Below are 17,347 nucleotides of genomic sequence, written 5' to 3' on the forward strand. Positions count from 1 at the left end.
ACACGTGCACTCGACCCGAGCGCCGTCAAGGGTGCCGACAGCTGGTCGCCAGCGGGCCGACAGTGCGTCGTGGGCGGGTTCTGTCAGCGGCCCCGCCCGTGGGGCCGACCGGTCCCGTCAGCCGGAGATCAGCGGGCGGCGTCGGAGGCGGACTGGCCGCTGCGCGGCCGACTTCCGGACGCCGGCTCGGCCCCACGCTGCTCAGCACGCGCTTTCAGCCGCTGGGCCACCTGCTTCTGGCGCGGATAGACGTACAACCAGGTCGTCCAGGGCCGCACCCACACCATCAGCAGGGTCAGCGCCAGCCCCAGCACTGTGGTGACTCCCACATGCCAGAGCGGAGACACCTCCATGCGGTCCAGTGTCCGGTGGATGAGCACCAGGATCGGGAAATGCGCCACATAGACCACGATTGAGCTGCGCCCGGCCCATTCGAAGAACCGCGACACCGTCCCGCGTGGAATGCGCGGCGCCAGCCACAGGATCACCGCCAGGCCCAGCAGGGAGATCCCTGCGGCCTGCCAGGTGCCCATCCGCAGAGCGTGGTCCTCCCGACCGAGATGGGAGAACGCCGCGGCGACGACGGCCATCGCCGCCACCACCGTCCAGGGCACGCGACCCCAGCGCTCGACCCACGGGCCCGCCCACGCGCCCAGGAAGAAGAACGCCCCGTAGTAGAGAGTCTTGTGCGGCAGCCCGGAGGGAACCTCCACCAGCACGACGACGGCCAGCATGGCCCCCGCCACCAGGAGAAACGGTGCTCTCCGCAGCACGACTGCCGCCGCATAGCAGAGACACAGGGCGAGCAGGAACCACAGATAATCCCCGGTGATCCAGTAGGAGAGGTGGAACGGCCCGTTGCGGTAGACGAACACCCCGTAGAGCACCATCCACACCGCCGCGGGCCAGACGATCGCGGAGTACTTGCCCCACAGGTACTGGGGCAGCGGCTTGGCCAGGGACTTCGGCAGCAGCATCCCCGAGAGGAACATCAGCAGCGGCATCCGGAAGGGCTCCAGGTACCGGTTGACCAGGATCCACTCGCGGCTCCCTGATCCGGTGGACATCGGGATGGAGGCGGCATGCAGGATCACCACCAGGATCACGGCGACGCCGCGCAGCAGGTCCATCCACTGCATGCGGCTGCTCGCGGCGGCGTGCGTCACCGTCGGGCTGCTGGGAGAGGGCATGGGTGTGCTCAGTTTCCTGGCTCGGGGAGGTCACAGACTGCACGAATTGTACCGACTCACCCCGGATGCTCCCTGGATGCTCCCCGGGCACCGCTGACCTGGAGCGGCAGGCGGTGCACCGGCCCTTTCCGCGGGTCGACGGTGGGCTCTAGGGTGGCGTCCATGGACCTCCCCGACGCCCAGCATCCCCCGCAAAAGTCCCCCGACGGCGCCCAGTCGGCCCAGTCCGACCAGTTCGCCCAGTCGTCCCTGGCCCGTCCCGGCCCCGACATCGGGGCCCCGGAGGCCGCCGCCGTCGACACCTATGTGGAGCACACCGTGGTGCGTCCCGGCCCGGAGTTCGCCGACGTGCAGCGCCGGGCCGAGGAGGGCGGGCTGCCGGCCATCGAGGTCTCCGCCGCCCAGGGCAAGCATCTGGAGCTGATGGTGCGGATCTCCGGAGCCCGCCACGTGTTGGAGGTCGGCACCCTGGCCGGGTTCTCCACGCTCTGGATGACCCGGGCCCTTCCCGCCGACGGGCAGCTGGTCACCTGTGAGGTCGAGCCCCACCACGCCGACGTCGCCCGGGCCAACCTGGACGGCGCCGGCGTGGGGGAGAGGGTGGACATCCGTGTGGGCCCCGCCGAGGAGACGCTGCTGGGCCTGGTGGAGGAGGTCGCCTCCGGGGCTCGGCCGCCGTTCGACCTGGCCTTCCTCGACGCCGACAAGGCCGGCAATCCTCGCTACTTGGAGCTTGTTCTGGAGATGGCGCGGCCCGGCACGGTGATCATCGGAGACAACGTGGTCCGCGACGGCGGGGTGCTGGAGGCCGGCTCGGAGGACCCGGACATCCAGGGAATCCGCCGGTTCCTCACGCGGCAGGGCGAGCATCCGCGGCTCGAAGCCACCGCCGTGCAGACCGTCGGGGCCAAAGGCTGGGACGGGTTCAGCCTGGCGGTGGTCACCGACGGCTGAAGCGGCTTCCGCCGTCATCGAGCGGTGCGCGGCTCAGGACTCCGTGGCGGCTTCTCCCGGCGGCCCCACCGGGATCTCCGGCGGCAGGTAGACGCTGCCTTCGGCGGCGGCGAACTCCCGGCTCTTGGCGGCCATGCCCTGCTCCACGATCCTGCGCTGGTCCTCGGCCGAGCCGAACTCGTCTCGGATGTCCTGAGAGATCCGCATGGAGCAGAACTTCGGACCGCACATGGAGCAGAAGTGCGCGGTCTTCGCCGGCTCGGTGGGCAGGGTCTCGTCGTGGAACGCCTGGGCGGTCTCCGGGTCCAGAGCCAGGGCGAACTGGTCCTTCCAGCGGAACTCGAACCGCGCCTTCGACAGCGCGTCGTCCCGCGCCTGAGCGGCCGGGTGACCCTTGGCCAGGTCGGCGGCGTGGGCGGCGATCTTGTAGGTGATCACCCCGGCCCGGACGTCGTCGCGGTTGGGCAGCCCCAGATGCTCTTTCGGGGTGACGTAGCACAGCATGGCGGTGCCGTAGCGAGCGATCTCGGTGGCGCCGATCGCGCTGGTGATGTGGTCATAGCCCGGAGCGATGTCCGTGACCAGCGGCCCCAAGGTGTAGAAGGGCGCCCCGTGACAGAGCTCCTGCTGGCGCTCCACGTTCTCCCGCACCAGGTGCAGCGGAATGTGGCCCGGGCCCTCGACCATGACCTGCACGTCGTGCTCCCAGGCCCGCCGGGTCAGCTCCGCCAAGGTGTCGAGCTCCGCGAACTGGGCCTCGTCATTGGCATCCGCGATCGATCCCGGCCGCAGCCCGTCGCCCAGAGAGAAGGCGACGTCGTAGGCGGCGAAGATCTCGCACAGCTCGTCATAGTGCGTGTACAGGAAGTTCTCCCGGTGATGCGCCAGGCACCAGCCGGCCAGGATCGACCCGCCACGGGAGACGATGCCGGTGACCCGCTCGGCGGTCAGCGGCACGTGCCGCAGCAGCACCCCGGCGTGGACGGTCATGTAGTCCACGCCCTGCTCGCACTGCTCGATCACCGTGTCCCGGAAGACCTCCCAGGTCAGGGCCGAGGCGTCGCCGTCGACCTTCTCCAGCGCCTGGTAGATCGGCACGGTGCCGATGGGCACCGGGGCGTTGCGCAGGATCCACTCCCGGGTGGTGTGGATGTCATCCCCGGTGGAGAGGTCCATGACGGTGTCTGCACCCCACCGGGTGGCCCAGCGCAGCTTGTCCACCTCCTCCGCGATGGAGCTGGTGACCGCCGAGTTGCCGATGTTGGCGTTGATCTTCACCAGGAACTCCCGTCCGATGACCATCGGCTCGGACTCCGGGTGGTTGATGTTGTTCGGGATGATGGCCCGCCCGGCGGCCACCTCGGCGCGCACCGTCTCCGGGTCGCAGCCCTCCCGCAGGGCCGCGTAGCGCATCTCCTCGGTGATGACGCCGCGCCGGGCGTAGTGCATCTGGGTGACCTTCCTCCCCGGCAGGGCGCGGCGCGGCACGGGACCTCTGCCGCGCCACTCGTCGCTGGCCGCCCCGCGGCGCACCGCCGAGCGGCCGTCGTCGTCGAGGCGACGGCCCCGGCCGGGGTACTTCTCGGTGTCCTCCCGAGAGAGGATCCACGGCTCGCGGAACGGCGGCAGCCCCTCCAGCGGGTCGCCGCCGGGGCCCGCGGTCCGGTAGGCCTCGAACCGCTCATTGGCGGAGCCGTCCGGTGAGTCGTGCAGGCGGATCCGGGTGACGGGGACCTCAAGGCCGGAGCCGTCGGTGATGCTGGCCCGTTCGTGGGCGGGGTGGGCCTCTTCCGTGGGGGAGGCGGTGGTGTTCGCCGAAGGGGTGGTGTGCACAGAGAAATCGCTCATGATGAGCCCTCACTTCCTACGCCGGCATGACCCGGTCAGGTTCGACGGTCCAGGCGTGCATCGCCTGATCTCAGCCCCTGCAGGGGCACCCGTGTGGACTCGTCGAGCGTAACCCACTGCCCGGCGGCGACGTCGTCATATGACGCGTGACCTGGGAGGACGGGAGCGCCTCGGGTCTGCGCGTCGGGTCTTGGTCGTGCATCGCGCCACGTGTGCCGGGAGCATCCAGTGGCCGCGAATCCCGGCATCTGAAGATGCTCGTCGGCGTGCTCCGGGCAGATGCCGTCAGGCGTGGCCACTCGAGAGGGGGGGGGGAGTGGAGAAGCGCTGACGCCGGGAGGAGAGACGGCGCCGCAGACACGACGAGGCCCCCGGTCAGATGACCGAGGGCCTCGTGCTTCGAGCGGAGGATGGGGGATTCGAACCCCCGAGGGCGTGAACCCAACACGCGTTCCAAGCGTGCGCCATAGGCCGCTAGGCGAATCCTCCTGGAGCACTCGGTCCGCAGGTGCGAACACCCGACGTCGCGAGAGCAGACTCCATCGTAGCGAAGAACAGCACGAAAATGCACATCGAGTCCGGATCGGCGCCATGACGGGCGTCAGCGCGCGACGCCGACCGTCAGACATGTGCCTGCACGAATGCCAGCGGGGCCACGGTCACGGGCGAGGCCGAGGGCAGGCGGCCCCGTGGACGGGCCAGTTGGCGCGGGCGCGGATCTCCGGGCTACGATGGTCCACGGCCCCACGTGTGGTGTCATCCTGCTGAACTCCCCCAGGACCGGAAGGTAGCAAGGGTAGGTGGGCTCTGGCAGGTGCACGTGGGGCCACTTCTCTGCCCGCCCGGCGATCTGCGCCACGGGTCGGGCCTGCGCTCCCTATCCCCGCGGCCTCCTTCTCGGGGATGACGACGACGCTTCGCCTCCTTCACTAGCGTGGGGCCCATGACTCATCCCGCGCACCGACGCACACCGTCCCCGCTGCTGCAGATCTGCCGAGGTCCCGTCGGCCAAGGATTCGCGATCAGCGCCGCCGCTCTCATCCCGGTCCGTCGCTATCCCCGTTGGCTGCGGGAGACGATCGTCTGGGTCCCGTCGGTCACGATGGCGGCAGTGTTCCTCTTTCCCGAGCAGGCGCAACGGATCGCTCGGCAGACGGGGCTCGAGATCGCTGAGTCCGTCGCCGAGCCCAGCACTGAGTCCGGTCCAGAGTCCGGTCCAGAGTCCGGTCCAGAGTCCGGTCCTGAGTCCGGCACTGAGGCTCCGCTGCCCGTCCGGCTGGCCGCCGCCGGATTCTTCGGGGCCGCCGTCTACGCAACGATGCGCACGAGCCTCTGGGCGGACACGGCACTGGAGAACGGGCTGCGGCGTCTCCGCGTCCCCGCCCCGCGGACGGTGCTGGCGGTGGCCGCGGGGACTGCAGCCTGGGGCAGCGCCGAACGTGAACGCCGCCGGGGTGCTTCACCCGGCGACTGAGATCGCTGCGTGGGGAAGTTCCCTCCCCGCTTCCTGGACAATGGAGAACAGCGCGTCCCGTGACCCGGGGCGAACTGACCACTTCATCCCGGCGGTCGCCCACAAGGCGACCCGCCACGACCGGAAGGCGAACCACGTGTCCGAGAACCCCACCGCCGAGGCTGCGATCACTCCTTCAGCCCCCAGCAGGCCTGGCTACACCATCGGTGACTATCTGCTCGACCGTCTGGCCGAACTGGGCCTCACCGAGCTCTTCGGAGTCCCCGGGGACTTCAACCTGCGATTCCTCGACCACGTGGTTGCCCATGACGACATCCGCTGGGTGGGATCGGCCAACGAGCTCAACGCCGGCTACACCGCCGACGGCTACGCCCGCATCCGCGGCATCGGCGCCTTCCTGACCACCTATGGCGTGGGAGAGCTCTCCGCCATCAACGCGCTGGCCGGCTCCTACGCGGAGTCCGTGCCGGTGGTGCAGATCGTCGGAGCCCCGCCGAAGGAGGCCCAGGCCTCCGGCCGGAAGATCCACCACTCGCTGGGCGACGGCGATTTCAAGCACTTCCTCCGCATGGCGGAGGAGGTCACCTGCGCGCACGCGGACCTCGACGCCGCCACCGCCACCTGGGAGATCGACCGTGTCCTGCGGGACGTCGTCTTCCGCCGCCGTCCCGGCTACCTGATGCTCGCCGCCGACGTCGCCGAGGTGCCGGCCTTCCCACCGTCGGCGCCGTTGATGACCGACCTGCCGGTGACCACCCCCGGAGCGGAGACCGCCTTCGAGGAGGCGCTGCGCCGCTTCCTGCCCGGCCGCCGCACCGCCGTGCTGGCCGACCTGCTGGTCCATCGCCTCGGGGCCACCGAGGAGCTCGCCTCCTTCCTCGCCGACTCGAACCTGCCCTTCGCGACCCTCGCCTGGGGAAAGACCCTGGTGGACGAATCCGACGAGAACTTCGTGGGCATCTACTCCGGGGCCGCCTCTCAGCAGCGGGTGCGCGATGTCATCGAAGGAGCCGATGCGCTGATTACGCTCGGCGTGGAGTACACCGACAACACCACCGCCGGGTTCTCCATGGATCTCGATCCTGCGCGACTCATCGACATCTCCCGCTTCGGAGCTCGGATCGGTGACGAGGTCTTCACCCCGATCTCCCTGGAGGCGGCGCTGTCCGTGCTGCACCGGGTGATCTCGGATCTCGGCGACGTCGCCCCCATGCCCTCCTCCGAGGCACCCGGACCGCAGACCCCGCGTGACCCCTCAGACGTCGCCCTGACACAGGACGGCCTGTGGGAGATCCTCGCCGCCCAGCTGGAACCGGGCAACATCGTCGCCGCCGACCAGGGCACCAGCTATTTCGGCATGGCCACCCACCGGTTCCCGGCGAAGTCCACGTTCATCGGTCAGCCCATGTGGGGCTCGATCGGGTACACGTTGCCCGCGATCCTCGGGGCCGGCCTGGCGGACCGCAGTCGTCGCCCCGTGCTGCTCATCGGTGACGGCTCCGCTCAGCTGACCATCCAGGAGATGGGCGTGATCATCCGCGAGAAGCTGCCCGCCGTCGTCGTGCTGGTCAACAACGATGGCTACACCGTGGAGCGCGCCATCCACGGCCCCGACGAGATCTACAACGACATCGCCCCCTGGCGGTGGGAGCTGGTGCCGCAGCTCTTCGGCGCCACGGAGGAGGGGCATCTGTTCCGCCGGGCCTCCACCGAGGCCGAGCTGCTGCAGGCCTGCCAGGACGCCATGGAGAACCGCGAGAAGCTGGTGTTCATCGAGGCCGTGACGCACCGTGACGACATCCCGCAGCTGCTGGAGGACGTGGCCAACGCGTTGAAGCGCTGACTCTGGCCTGCCATGATGCCCGGTCCGGGTGCAGTTTTCTGCACCAGGACCGGGCAGCTGCCTGGCTCGCCGTCCCCGCCCAGGCCGCTTAGGCTCGAAGATGATGACGACGACACCGCAGCCCCAAGCCAGCGCGGCGCCGGACGACGGCGTCCGGCTCAGTCTGCGGGCTCGACTGGAGCGGATGGTCACGGAGCTGATCTCCCTGACCACCGGGTGGCTGGTCTGGATGATGCCGATGACGGCGTTCTTCGCGTTGTGGCGGGTCCTGACGTTCAGCCCTGGAGATGCCGGCGGACCGCTCCTCACCTTCCTCGACTCCTGGTCGCTGAGCACCAGGCTCGTGACTGCGATGATCATCGCGCCGATCGTCGCGGTGGCCGTGCTCCCCGCCGTCGCGCGCGTGGCGGATCAGCTCCAGTTCTCCCGAGCCACCCACCTGCTGGGGGAGGCGCTGAACCCGCCGCCCACCCCAGACGGTCTGCCCTGGTGGCGCTGCCTGATCATCCGGAAGAATGACCGCACCAAGCCCGGCATGCTCGGGCGGAGCGTGAGCGGTGCCGTCGTCTCCAGTCTGCTGGCTGGAGGCGCGGTGCTCTCCACGGTGACGGCGATGGTGCTCCTGCTGTTGGTCGTCGCCGGGGACGCGCTGCTGTCGCGCTCCACCCTCTTCGATGACATCACCGGCCTGCTCCTGGGGCTGCTGGCAGCGGTCACGCTGCTCGCCTCTCCGTGGATCATCCATGGACTCAGTGAGCTGGACCGCCGCCTGCTGCGGAGCTTCTACGGCACAGATGAGACTGCGCGGCTGCAGGCCCGACTGGAGCAGGTGGACCAGGCCCGTTCCGACGCCGTCGACGTCGCCGACGCCGAACGGCGCCGCCTCGAACGCGACCTCCACGACGGCGCCCAGCAGCGGCTGACCGCACTCGCCGTGGATCTGGGCCTGTCCCGCCGGATGCACGCCCAGGACCCGGAACAGCTCCGCGAGACGCTGGTCCGTGCCCAGGGGGAGGTCACCTCCGCGCTGCAGGAGATCCGCGACCTGGTCCGCGGACTGCACCCCGCCGTGCTGGAGGACCGAGGACTCGACGCAGCGATCTCCGCGCTCGCCGACCGTGTCCCGTTCCCGGTGGAGATCCGCGTGGAGGTTGAGCCGCGTCCCCCGGTCCAGGTCGAGGCGGTCGCCTACTTCGTGGTCGCCGAGGCGCTCAACAACGCGATGCGTCACGCCCGGGCGGACCAGGCCAGCGTCCGGATCACCCGCCAGGACGATCAACTGATGGTGCGCATCGACGACGACGGCGCCGGCGGAGCCGACCCGGCCTCCGGCACCGGGCTGCAGGGCCTCCAGCGTCGCGTCAGCGCAGTGGAGGGGCGGCTCATGGTGGACAGTCCGGCAGGAGCCGGGACCCGAGTGGAGGCGGTGCTGCCGTGCGCGTGATCATCGCCGAGGACTCCGTGCTGCTGCGCGAGGGACTGGTGCGCCTGCTCGAGCATGCCGGGATCGACGTCGTCGCGGCCGTCGGAGACGCCCAGGCGCTACTGGAGGCGGTCGACGAGCAGGACCCGGCCCTCGTGATCGTGGACGTCCGGATGCCGCCGACCTTCACCGATGAGGGCATCCGCGCTGCACTCAGACTCCGTGCGGACCGACCCGAGCTGGCCGTGATCGTGCTCTCCCAGTACGTGGAGGAACGCTACGCAGTGGACCTGCTGACCGGGGAGACGCGCGGTGTGGCATACCTGCTCAAGGACAGGGTCGCCGAAGTGGACGACTTCCTCGACACGGTCCACGAGGTGGCCGCCGGCGGCACCGTCCTGGATCCGGAGGTGGTCTCCCAGCTGCTGAGCCGACAGGCCGGGCGCGACGGTCTCGACGCGCTCACCCCGCGTGAGCTCGAGGTGCTCCAGCTCATGGCGCAGGGGCGTTCCAACGGGGGGATCGCCGCCGCCCTGCACCTGAGCGACTCCGCGGTCTCCAAGCACATCAACGCCATCTTCACCACGCTGGACATCCCTCCGGCCAGCACCGACAACCGGCGGGTGCTGGCCGTGCTGGCCTACCTGTCCTCCGGGCGGGAGAGGGGAGTCGCATGAGTGCCACGCCGAGGACCAGCCGATGGCCCCGGAGGCTCTGGGGCGGGCTCGGTGCAGTGCTCACCGCCCTGGTGCTGGCAGCCTGTGTGCACCCGTCACTCGTGGGTATCCTCCAGCTGACCTGGTTGGCCGGCGGCCGCGAGCCGGAGCAGATCCAGCGCACTCTCGGTGATCCGCAGGAGGCGATCTGGTACTCCGGCGAGGCCCTGCAGATGACGTTCTCCGGGGAGGACCGCGACCGCATGGAGCTGACAGAGAACCTCCACCGGGTGCCGGGAGACCCCTTCACCGAGGTCACCCAGCTCGACGGCGCCACCGCCGTGACCACCCGCTGCGCCCCGGACTGCGGGACCCTGGTCGATCAGGAGCTGCTGATCCCGCGCGAACAGGACCTGAGTGTGGTCTCCGCCGAGGGCATGTACTACACCGTCCAGCACCTGGAAGGCGATCTCGACCTGTGGCTGACCGGAGGAGACCTCGGCGAGGTCACCGTGGTGGGGGAGCCCGACTACGTGGCCGGCCACGTCATGCTGTTCGGGATCCAGGGTGACGTCGATGTCCGGACTCTCCAGTCCGGGGTGTACGCCGAAGGGCTGAGCGGCCAGGTCGTCGCTGTGCAGACGGGGGTCGGATCATTGGACCTGACTCACACCGCGCTGCCCGCGTCCCTGGAGGTCAGCACCGGCCGCGGGGACATCAGCATCACCCTGCCGGCCCAGGAGGATCCGTGGCGGTGCACGGTGGAGACCGAGGCGTCGGGGGAGGTCGACGTCGACCTCGGAGAGGAGACTGTCAACAGGGAGGATGACGACGAGGTGACCTGCCGGATCGCCCTGCGTACCGGAGACGGCGACATCACGCTGACCAGCGCGCCGCCGAAGCCCTGGGAGCGGGACTGACCCAGGCTCGGAGCCACGGAGTCACGGAGCCACGGAGTCACGGAGTCTGGGCATGACGAGGGCGGGCCGGCCGCCGCAGAGCCGAGCTCCGCGGCTGCCGGCCCGCCGCCGTCGTGATCCTGACCTCACCGACGGAGCGTCATACTCCGGCCGGGACCCGCGCCAGCTCGGCGCGCACCACCGCGGTGGCGTTGACGAGATGGCGCAGCGAGGCCTCCGTCTCCTCCCAGCCGCGGGTCTTCAGGCCGCAGTCCGGGTTGGACCACACGATCTGCGGGTCCAGCACCTCGGCGGCCAGTCGCAGCCGTTCGATGAGCTCGTCCACGCCGGGCACCCGGGGGGAGTGGATGTCCCACACGCCCGGGCCGATGCCGCGGGAGAAGCCGTGCTCGGCCAGGGCGGTGACCACCTCGAAGCCGGAGCGGGATGCCTCCAGGGTGGTGACGTCGGCGTCGAGCGCGTCGATCGCGTCGATGACGGTCTCGAACTCCGAGTAGCACAGGTGGGTGTGCAGCTGGGTGTCCGGCTTCGCCGCGGAGGTCGCCAGGCGGAAGGACTCCACCGACCAGCGCAGATACTCGGGTCGCTGGGCCACCTGCAGCGGCAGCAGCTCCCGGAGCGCCGGCTCGTCCACCTGGATGATCCGGGTCCCGGCGGCCTGCAGATCCTCCACCTCGTCCCGCAGGGCCAGGGCGATCTGGTCGGCCGTGGCGGCCAGCGGCTGGTCGTCCCGCACGAAGGACCAGGCCAGGATCGTCACCGGGCCGGTCAGCATGCCCTTGACGGGCCGGCGGGTCAGTGAGGCGGCGTAGCGGGTCCACTCCACAGTGATCGGGTCCGGGCGGTGCACGTCGCCGAAGAGGATCGGCGGTCGCAGGCAGCGCGAGCCGTAGGACTGCACCCAGCCGTGGGCGGTGGTGATGAACCCCTCCAGGTTCTCCGCGAAGTACTGGACCATGTCATTGCGCTCCGCCTCGCCATGCACCAGCACGTCCAGACCCAGGTCCTCCTGGCGGCGGATGCAGTCGGCGATCTGCCCGCGGATGGCCTGCTCGTATCCCTGCTGGTGGAGGGCGCCGCGTCGGTGGGCGGCCCGCACTCGGCGGATCTCGGGGGTCTGCGGGAACGAGCCGATCGTGGTGGTCGGCAGCGGCGGCAGATCCAGAGCCGCCTCCTGCGCGGCCCGGCGGTGTTCGGCGTCGGCCCGCCGACGGTCCTGGGGCAGCACCTCGTCCAGACGACGGCGCACCGCCTCCACCCGGACCTGCGGGTGCTGCTCCCGGAGCCTGCGACGCGAGGCATCATCGGCGCGCAGCCCCTCCAGAGCGTCCGGGACTTCGGAGAGGTGACCGGCCAGTGCCAGCACCTCGCCGACCTTCTGGTCCGCGAAGGCGAGCCAGCCGGCCACCTGCGGGTCCAACTGCGTCTCGCGGGCGGCGTCATGGGGGACATGCAGCAACGACGTGGAGCTGCTGACCGTCAGCGGACCCTCGTGGCGCTCCCGCAGCTGGTCCAGCAGCCCGGCGGCCCGGGCCACACCGGTGCGCCACACGTTCAGCCCGCCGACGACGCCGGCGGCCACAGTCCGTCCGGTCAGCGGCTCCAGGGCCTGCTCCGGGGGGAGCACGCCACGTTCGAGGTCGAGGCCCACCGCCTCGACGCCGGCTGCGCCGAGGACTGCCAGGGCGTCGTCGCCGGCGGTGCCGTAGCTCACCGGCACGAACAGCGCCGGGCGCTCCGTGAGCCCCGCGAACGCCGTATAGGCGGTGCGCAGGCCGGTGACGATCTGCTCCCGCGGGAGGTCCCAGCCGTCGGAGGCGAGGGCGGGCTCCTCCAGCTGCACCCAGGCCGCGCCGGCGTCCTGGAGGGCGCCGAGCAGGGTGGAGTAGGCGGTCACCAGCTCATCGAGCCGGTCGAACCGAGACTCCTGGGCGAGGCTGCCGTCGGTGCCGTCGGCGGGGCTCTCGGCGGAGCTGACGGCCTTGGCCAGCAGCAGGAAGCTCACCGGGCCCAGCAGGGTGGGCCGGGGGAGGGCCGCACCGGCCGTCTCGGCGGCCAGATCGCGGAAGGTGCGGAAGCGCTCGGCGACGGCGTCCGGCTGAGGGGAGAAGGCGACGTCGGGCTCGATCTCCGGCACGTAGTAGTGATAGTTGGTGTCGAACCACTTGGTCAGCTCCAGCGGCTCCACCGTGGAGGTGCCGCGGGCCAGCGCGGAGACCAGTGCCAGACCCTCACCGGAGTCCGGGGAGGCGGCGGAGAACCCGGCCTCGCGGAAGCGCCGTGGCACCAGGCCGAGCAGCACCGAGGCGTCCAGGACCTGATCGATCACGGCGCCGTCGGCCGGGATCGCCGAGTCCGCCTCCAGGCCGAGGCCTGCCAGATGGCCCAGGGTGCGGGTGCGGTGGGCGCGGACCGCCTCGCGCAGCGCGGCGACGTCTCCGCCGCGCCAATGGGCCTCCAGCGCCTTCTTGATCTCCCGGTTCGGTCCGATACGCGGGTATCCGAGTACGGTGGCCGGCAGGGCGGGAACCTGAGCGGGCGGCTGGTCCTCGGGGCGGGCAGGGGCGGTGGTCATGATGTCTCCTCTGTCAGATGTGTCAGGTGTGTCTGGGGTCAGACGCAGGTGATGGACGGGTCGCATGGAGTGCCCGGGCGGTTCGTCCCGGGTGAGGCGGCAGGGCGCACCAGGACAGCCGACCGCGACGCGGTCCGCAGGCATGAAGGGGCCCTGTGAGGTGGGGAGCGGTGCGCTCCGGCGTCAGGACAGCTCGGGTAGGACCCGCTGCTGACGTGCGGCATCCCGGATCCTGAGGTGATCGAGGATCGCCAGAGCGGCCGGGTGTTGGTTGAACGTGAACAGGTGCAGCCCGGGACATCCGAGCTCGAGGACCGCGTCGATCAGGTTCAGCGTGGCGGCCACCCCGCGGCGTCGTCGTTCGGCCGGGTCTGCGACGTCGAGGTAGTCCAACAGGTGCTGCGGCACCGGAACTCCCGAGATCTCCTCCAGACGCCGCAGCCGCGTGGGGCTCGTCAGCGGGGCCAGCCCGGCGACCACGGGCAGGTGGATGCCCTGAGATCGGGCGTCGTCCACCAGACGGGCGTAGTCCTCGGGGTCATAGAACACCTGGGTGATCGCGTAGTCGGCGCCGGCCTCCTGCTTCTCCCACAGTGCGCACAGGTCCGCCGCGTGGTCCCTGTCCGTGCCGGAGGGAGGATAGGCGGCCACTGAGATGGACACCGGACGGGCGCCCGGCCCCTTGGGAGGGTCCAGCCGCTCGTCCTCCACCTCGCGGACCAGGCGCACCACCTCGGCGGCCCGATTCAGTCCGCCGGGCTGGTGGACCCACTGCCGGCCCCCGTCGGGAGAATCCCCTCGCAGGGCCAGGACGTCCCGGACGCCGAGGTCCAGCAGCTGCTCCACGGCGCGGCGCACCTGGGCAGGAGTGCTTCCTGCGCTGATGAGGTGTGCCATCACGGGGGCGGGGGTGCTCCGGAGCAGGTGCCGGATGACCTCCAGGTTGGCCCCCTCGGGTTGGTTGTGGCCGTGGGTGACGGAGAAGTAGTCCGGACCGGCCTCGGCCAGCAGCTCGATGCTGCGCCAGGGGTCGCGGCCAGCGGTGGCGGGACGCGGCGGGAAGACCTCGAAAGAGATCAGCGAGCGGCGTCGGGTGCGCTGCACCAAGTAGGAGGTGTGTGACGTGTGGTCGTCCGAATCCAGGGCGTGCTGAGGCAGAGTGCCGGCGGACGGCACAGATGGTGTCATGGAGGGTCCTCCGTGTGGGGCGTTCATCATCGTTCATGAGGCGCCACAGGGAGGCTTCCCCTGCGCCGTGCTTGCCGCTGAAGATAAATTCATCGCAGTGAATACGAGTTTCGCGGCCGGATCGTCATCTGGGGCACCCCGTCACGCGGGAAAGGGTTGCCGACCGGCCAAGCCAGAGCTTATGTGACCGGTTCTCGTGATCCTTCGGTGTTCTTCTCTGCCACGACGCTAGCACGGTCGGGCATGCGAGAGAAGGGTCGACGTCATGGATGACGATATATGAACATAATGAACACGGGGTGCTGGCGTGAGGTGTGCGGCAGGGCGTGAGGCGTGTCCACGCGTCTCGTGGAGCGGTGCATCGACTGTGTCACGCAGGAGGGTCGCCGAGCGTGGCGAGGAGCTCTCCGATGCTGTGATGGCGCTCGAGGGGATGCCGAAGGGGCCGGTCGCGATGGATTCGATATCGATTGCGGCGGCCTTCGCGCTCCCTGTCGACGTATCCGTCGGCGATCAGGTCCGCCAGGATCCGCTGGGCGGCGCGCTCGGTGATCCCGACCTTCCGAGCGATCTCCCGGACGAGCATGCCGGGCTCTCTGGCGACGCAGAGGATGACATGGGCGTGGTTGGTGAGGAAGGTCCACTCTGAATCCGGCACGGGGTCAGTATAGATCCAGGGTGACAGAATAAACATGAAACAAAAGTCGTGTATTGTGTGTCAGCAATGGGGCGGCCGCCCGGTGGCCCCGTCGTGCAGGACCCTCCCGGAAGGACCCGCTGCATGCTCGACCCGGTCATCCTCTTCTTCGTCCTCGGCATCGCGGCCGGACTGCTGCGTTCTGAGCTGCGGCTGCCTGCCGCCGTCTATGAGCTGGTGACCATCGTGCTGCTGCTGGCCATCGGGCTCAAAGGAGGCGTGGAGCTGGCGAAGCAGCCCCTGGGAGAGCTGCTGCCGCAGATGGTCGGAGTGGTGGCCATGGGGTTCCTCCTCGCCCTCGCCGCGTTCCCTGTGCTCCGACTCCTGGGACGGCTGGCTCGCGTGGATGCCGCGTCGATCGCCGCGCACTATGGCTCTGTGAGCGTCGGCACCTACGCTGTGGCCGTTGCCTATCTCGGCAGTCGCCGTGTGCCTTTCGAAGAACACATGCCGTTGCTGCTGGTCATTCTGGAGGTGCCGGCGATCCTCGTCGGGATCGTGCTAGCCAGGGGCGTCAGCCGGTCCACACGCTGGGGCTCGGTGATGCACGAGGTGTTCCTGGGCAAGGGCATCGTGCTCCTGCTGGGGGGTCTGCTCATCGGCTGGGCCTCCGGGCCTGAAGGCGTCGTTCCGCTCGAGCCTCTGTTCATGGACCTCTTCAAGGGGATTCTGGCATTGTTCCTCCTGGAGATGGGGCTCATCACGGCAGGCCAGGTAGCAGGGCTCCGGAGACATGGGGTGTTTCTGGCCGCATTCGCCATCGGTATGCCGCTGTTCTCCGCAGTGGTGGGCACGGGAACAGCCATGCTGCTGGGCCTCTCCCTCGGGGGTACGGTGGTGCTGGCGACGCTGGCTGCCAGCGCGTCCTACATCGCGGTCCCGGCCGCCATGCGCATCTCCGTGCCGGAGGCGAACCCGACGCTGTCCTTGGCCGCCGCCTTGGGCATCACCTTTCCGTTCAACGTCCTGATCGGCATACCCATCTACCACGCCATGGCCACCTGGGTGCATGGCTAGGAGCAGGCTCATGGATCCGCACGCGCGCAAACTGCTGACCATCGTCACCGAGGCGGCCCTGGAGGGAAAGATCCTGCGTGATCTGGAGCAGCTCGGCACTCGTGGGCATACGATCACCGACGCCCGGGGAAAGGGCCGCCGAGGAGTGCGCGATGCAGGCTGGGAGGCCAGCGCGAACATCCGGGTGGAGGTCGTCTGTGACGCGGGCACCGCTCAGGCGGTCTCTGCGTATCTGCAGGAGCACTACTACCGGGACTATGCGATGACCGTGTGGGTCATCGACGTCGAGGTGCTGCGTCCGGAGAAGTTCTGACCTCGGTTCCGCCTAGGCTGACATGCATGCCTGACCAGTACCTGAGGAACGAGATGCGCCGGAATGTGCGGAGATCGGTGCGCCGGTCGCTGCACACTGCTTCCAGGAGTGCCGGAGGCGGCAGGTGGCGCGGACGCCGTTGCGGTGGCAGTCAGGGACTGCTGTGGTGGTTGGTGGGACTGGTGTGCCTGATCGTGATCGGTGCGGTGATCAGCTGGATCCTGGGTCAGGACGAGGGCCCGTTCCCCGAACGCTCCGAAGGGGCGGAACGCGGCACGTTGGTGCGGGTCGTCGACGGGGACACGCTCGTCGTGGAGCTGGACGGGCGTGACGAGCGGGTCCGGCTCCTGAACATCGACACCCCCGAGTCGGTGCACCCTCACCAGCCCGTCGAATGTCTGGGTCCGGAGTCCTCAGCGCATATGGAGTCACTGGTTGCGCCGGGGGACCCTGTCATCCTCGAATTCGACCGGGAGCGCACCGACCGGTACGACCGCCTGCTCGCCGGAGTCTGGAGGGATGATGTGCTGCTGAACGTCCAGATGGCCCGGGACGGCTATGGTGTGCCGGTGCACTATCCTCCCAACGATCGCTTCCTCGACCCGGTGGAAGTGGCCTGGGCTCAGGCAGAGGAGGACGGCGTCGGGCTCTTCGCCGAGGACCTGGGCTGCGAGCCGGCGCTGCCCTGACTCGGGCCGAGGCGCGGTCGACATAGGATGGAGCCATGAGCAGCACCCCGGAGCCGGTGACCCGGCGGCAGAGGATCGCGGTCGCGGCCGGGACCATCGGCGTCCTCGGGGCGGTCACCGTCGGCAGCTGGCTCATGATCGACGGCACCATCGAGATGGACCTGGTCGGCGGCGCCTCCATCCCGGTCGGCGAAGACTGTCCTACCGCCACGCTTGCGCCGGTGGTGCCGGAACGGGTTCCGCTCACAGTGTTGAACACCACCAATGAGCCCGGCCTCGCCGGGGAGGTGGCCGGGAGCCTCGCGGATCGGGAGTTCCGCGTCGAGGCGGTGGACAACGACTACTTCGCCGACACCGGCTTCGAGGCCATCATCCGTGTCGGCGAGCGCGGGCTGCGGCAGGGATACACCGTGCAGCAGCATCTGCCCCAGGCGCTGATCGACGTCGACGACCGAGAGGGCTACGGCGTCGACCTCGTGCTGGGATCCGAGTTCACCGGGCTGCTGGACGAGGCGCAGGTCGATCCGGAACCGGGCCGGCTGGTCTGCGGCGGAGGATGA

At 69.7% G+C, this 17,347-nt stretch carries 15 protein-coding genes, 1 tRNA gene, 1 other RNA gene and 2 riboswitches; of the genes, 11 read left to right on the forward strand and 6 right to left on the reverse strand.

Translation table 11 applies throughout. The features are described from left to right. Positions 1-128: 128 nt before the first annotated feature. The gene (locus ACYVKI_RS00810; protein WP_460688451.1) at positions 129-1,190 is read right to left on the reverse strand and encodes an acyltransferase family protein; all 1,062 of its coding nucleotides are present in this window, start codon (positions 1,188-1,190) and stop codon (positions 129-131) included. Positions 1,191-1,352: 162 nt separating this feature from the next. Here ACYVKI_RS00810 and ACYVKI_RS00815 point away from each other — a divergent pair, with 162 nt between their 5' ends. After that, positions 1,353-2,144 carry an O-methyltransferase gene (locus ACYVKI_RS00815; RefSeq protein ID WP_460688452.1) on the forward strand — a complete coding sequence of 264 codons (792 nt, stop codon included), beginning with the start codon at positions 1,353-1,355 and terminating at the stop codon, positions 2,142-2,144. Positions 2,145-2,177: 33 nt separating this feature from the next. On the opposite strand, the gene thiC is transcribed toward ACYVKI_RS00815, so the two are convergent. Both thiC and ACYVKI_RS00825 read right to left on the reverse strand, forming a co-directional pair. Further along, positions 2,178-3,992 (reverse strand): phosphomethylpyrimidine synthase ThiC, encoded by a 1,815-nt coding sequence (gene thiC / locus ACYVKI_RS00820; protein ID WP_460688453.1) that lies wholly within the window; start codon positions 3,990-3,992, stop codon positions 2,178-2,180. Next, positions 3,989-4,095: riboswitch (TPP riboswitch) on the reverse strand. Its footprint overlaps the gene before it by 4 nt. 301 nt (positions 4,096-4,396) lie before the next feature. Further along, positions 4,397-4,481 (reverse strand) — tRNA-Ser (locus tag ACYVKI_RS00825). A gap of 248 nt (positions 4,482-4,729) precedes the next feature. Between ACYVKI_RS00825 and ffs the strand changes: the two genes are divergently transcribed. From ffs to ACYVKI_RS00855, 6 genes are all read left to right on the forward strand, one after another. Beyond that, positions 4,730-4,826, forward strand: an RNA gene (ffs, locus tag ACYVKI_RS00830) — signal recognition particle sRNA small type. 109 nt (positions 4,827-4,935) lie between these two features. Beyond that, the gene (locus ACYVKI_RS00835; protein WP_460688454.1) at positions 4,936-5,466 is read left to right on the forward strand and encodes a hypothetical protein; all 531 of its coding nucleotides are present in this window, start codon (positions 4,936-4,938) and stop codon (positions 5,464-5,466) included. 136 nt (positions 5,467-5,602) lie between these two features. Beyond that, on the forward strand, positions 5,603-7,309 hold the full coding sequence (locus ACYVKI_RS00840; protein WP_460688455.1) for an alpha-keto acid decarboxylase family protein: 1,707 nt from the start codon (positions 5,603-5,605) through the stop codon (positions 7,307-7,309). 100 nt (positions 7,310-7,409) lie between these two features. Then, a complete protein-coding gene (locus ACYVKI_RS00845) occupies positions 7,410-8,753 on the forward strand; it encodes a sensor histidine kinase (RefSeq protein ID WP_460688456.1) in 1,344 nt (447 codons plus the stop codon). Continuing rightward, a complete protein-coding gene (locus ACYVKI_RS00850; protein ID WP_460688457.1) occupies positions 8,744-9,409 on the forward strand; it encodes a response regulator transcription factor in 666 nt (221 codons plus the stop codon). The genes ACYVKI_RS00845 and ACYVKI_RS00850 overlap by 10 nt, the downstream gene beginning before the upstream one ends. Further along, positions 9,406-10,308: a DUF4097 family beta strand repeat-containing protein gene (locus ACYVKI_RS00855; protein WP_460688458.1), complete on the forward strand. Its 903-nt coding sequence runs from the start codon at positions 9,406-9,408 to the stop codon at positions 10,306-10,308. The genes ACYVKI_RS00850 and ACYVKI_RS00855 overlap by 4 nt, the downstream gene beginning before the upstream one ends. Positions 10,309-10,447: 139 nt before the next feature. Here ACYVKI_RS00855 and metE read toward each other — a convergent pair whose 3' ends face one another. From metE to ACYVKI_RS00870, 3 genes are all read right to left on the reverse strand, one after another. Next, positions 10,448-12,883: a 5-methyltetrahydropteroyltriglutamate--homocysteine S-methyltransferase gene (gene metE, locus ACYVKI_RS00860; RefSeq protein ID WP_460688459.1), complete on the reverse strand. Its 2,436-nt coding sequence runs from the start codon at positions 12,881-12,883 to the stop codon at positions 10,448-10,450. A gap of 183 nt (positions 12,884-13,066) precedes the next feature. Continuing rightward, positions 13,067-14,071: a methylenetetrahydrofolate reductase gene (locus tag ACYVKI_RS00865; RefSeq protein WP_460688460.1), complete on the reverse strand. Its 1,005-nt coding sequence runs from the start codon at positions 14,069-14,071 to the stop codon at positions 13,067-13,069. Positions 14,072-14,133: 62 nt separating this feature from the next. Beyond that, positions 14,134-14,273: riboswitch (SAM riboswitch) on the reverse strand. Positions 14,274-14,441: 168 nt separating this feature from the next. Further along, on the reverse strand, positions 14,442-14,729 hold the full coding sequence (locus tag ACYVKI_RS00870) for a helix-turn-helix transcriptional regulator (protein WP_460688461.1): 288 nt from the start codon (positions 14,727-14,729) through the stop codon (positions 14,442-14,444). 123 nt (positions 14,730-14,852) lie between these two features. Between ACYVKI_RS00870 and ACYVKI_RS00875 the strand changes: the two genes are divergently transcribed. From ACYVKI_RS00875 to ACYVKI_RS00890, 4 genes are read left to right on the forward strand one after another with little or no spacing between them, the layout of a single operon-like run. After that, positions 14,853-15,785: a sodium-dependent bicarbonate transport family permease gene (locus ACYVKI_RS00875; protein WP_460688462.1), complete on the forward strand. Its 933-nt coding sequence runs from the start codon at positions 14,853-14,855 to the stop codon at positions 15,783-15,785. Positions 15,786-15,795: 10 nt separating this feature from the next. Next, positions 15,796-16,098: a P-II family nitrogen regulator gene (locus ACYVKI_RS00880; RefSeq protein ID WP_460688463.1), complete on the forward strand. Its 303-nt coding sequence runs from the start codon at positions 15,796-15,798 to the stop codon at positions 16,096-16,098. Between the two features lie 26 nt (positions 16,099-16,124). Next, entirely contained in the window at positions 16,125-16,787 is a 663-nt protein-coding gene (locus ACYVKI_RS00885; RefSeq protein WP_460688464.1) for a thermonuclease family protein, read from the forward strand. A gap of 35 nt (positions 16,788-16,822) precedes the next feature. After that, on the forward strand, positions 16,823-17,347 hold the full coding sequence (locus ACYVKI_RS00890) for a LytR C-terminal domain-containing protein (protein WP_460688465.1): 525 nt from the start codon (positions 16,823-16,825) through the stop codon (positions 17,345-17,347).

It is taken from the genome of Nesterenkonia suensis, from assembly GCF_054782935.1.

Coding starts and splice junctions, on each gene's coding strand:
- ACYVKI_RS00835 (WP_460688454.1), top strand. CDS start 4,936: ATGACTCATCCCGCGCACCGACGCACACCGTCCCCGCTGCTGCAGATC.
- ACYVKI_RS00885 (WP_460688464.1), top strand. CDS start 16,125: ATGCCTGACCAGTACCTGAGGAACGAGATGCGCCGGAATGTGCGGAGA.
- ACYVKI_RS00865 (WP_460688460.1), bottom strand. CDS start 14,071: ATGACACCATCTGTGCCGTCCGCCGGCACTCTGCCTCAGCACGCCCTG.
- thiC (WP_460688453.1), bottom strand. CDS start 3,992: ATGAGCGATTTCTCTGTGCACACCACCCCTTCGGCGAACACCACCGCC.
- ACYVKI_RS00880 (WP_460688463.1), top strand. CDS start 15,796: ATGGATCCGCACGCGCGCAAACTGCTGACCATCGTCACCGAGGCGGCC.
- ACYVKI_RS00890 (WP_460688465.1), top strand. CDS start 16,823: ATGAGCAGCACCCCGGAGCCGGTGACCCGGCGGCAGAGGATCGCGGTC.
- ACYVKI_RS00810 (WP_460688451.1), bottom strand. CDS start 1,190: ATGCCCTCTCCCAGCAGCCCGACGGTGACGCACGCCGCCGCGAGCAGC.
- ACYVKI_RS00875 (WP_460688462.1), top strand. CDS start 14,853: ATGCTCGACCCGGTCATCCTCTTCTTCGTCCTCGGCATCGCGGCCGGA.
- ACYVKI_RS00845 (WP_460688456.1), top strand. CDS start 7,410: ATGATGACGACGACACCGCAGCCCCAAGCCAGCGCGGCGCCGGACGAC.
- metE (WP_460688459.1), bottom strand. CDS start 12,883: ATGACCACCGCCCCTGCCCGCCCCGAGGACCAGCCGCCCGCTCAGGTT.
- ACYVKI_RS00855 (WP_460688458.1), top strand. CDS start 9,406: ATGAGTGCCACGCCGAGGACCAGCCGATGGCCCCGGAGGCTCTGGGGC.
- ACYVKI_RS00815 (WP_460688452.1), top strand. CDS start 1,353: ATGGACCTCCCCGACGCCCAGCATCCCCCGCAAAAGTCCCCCGACGGC.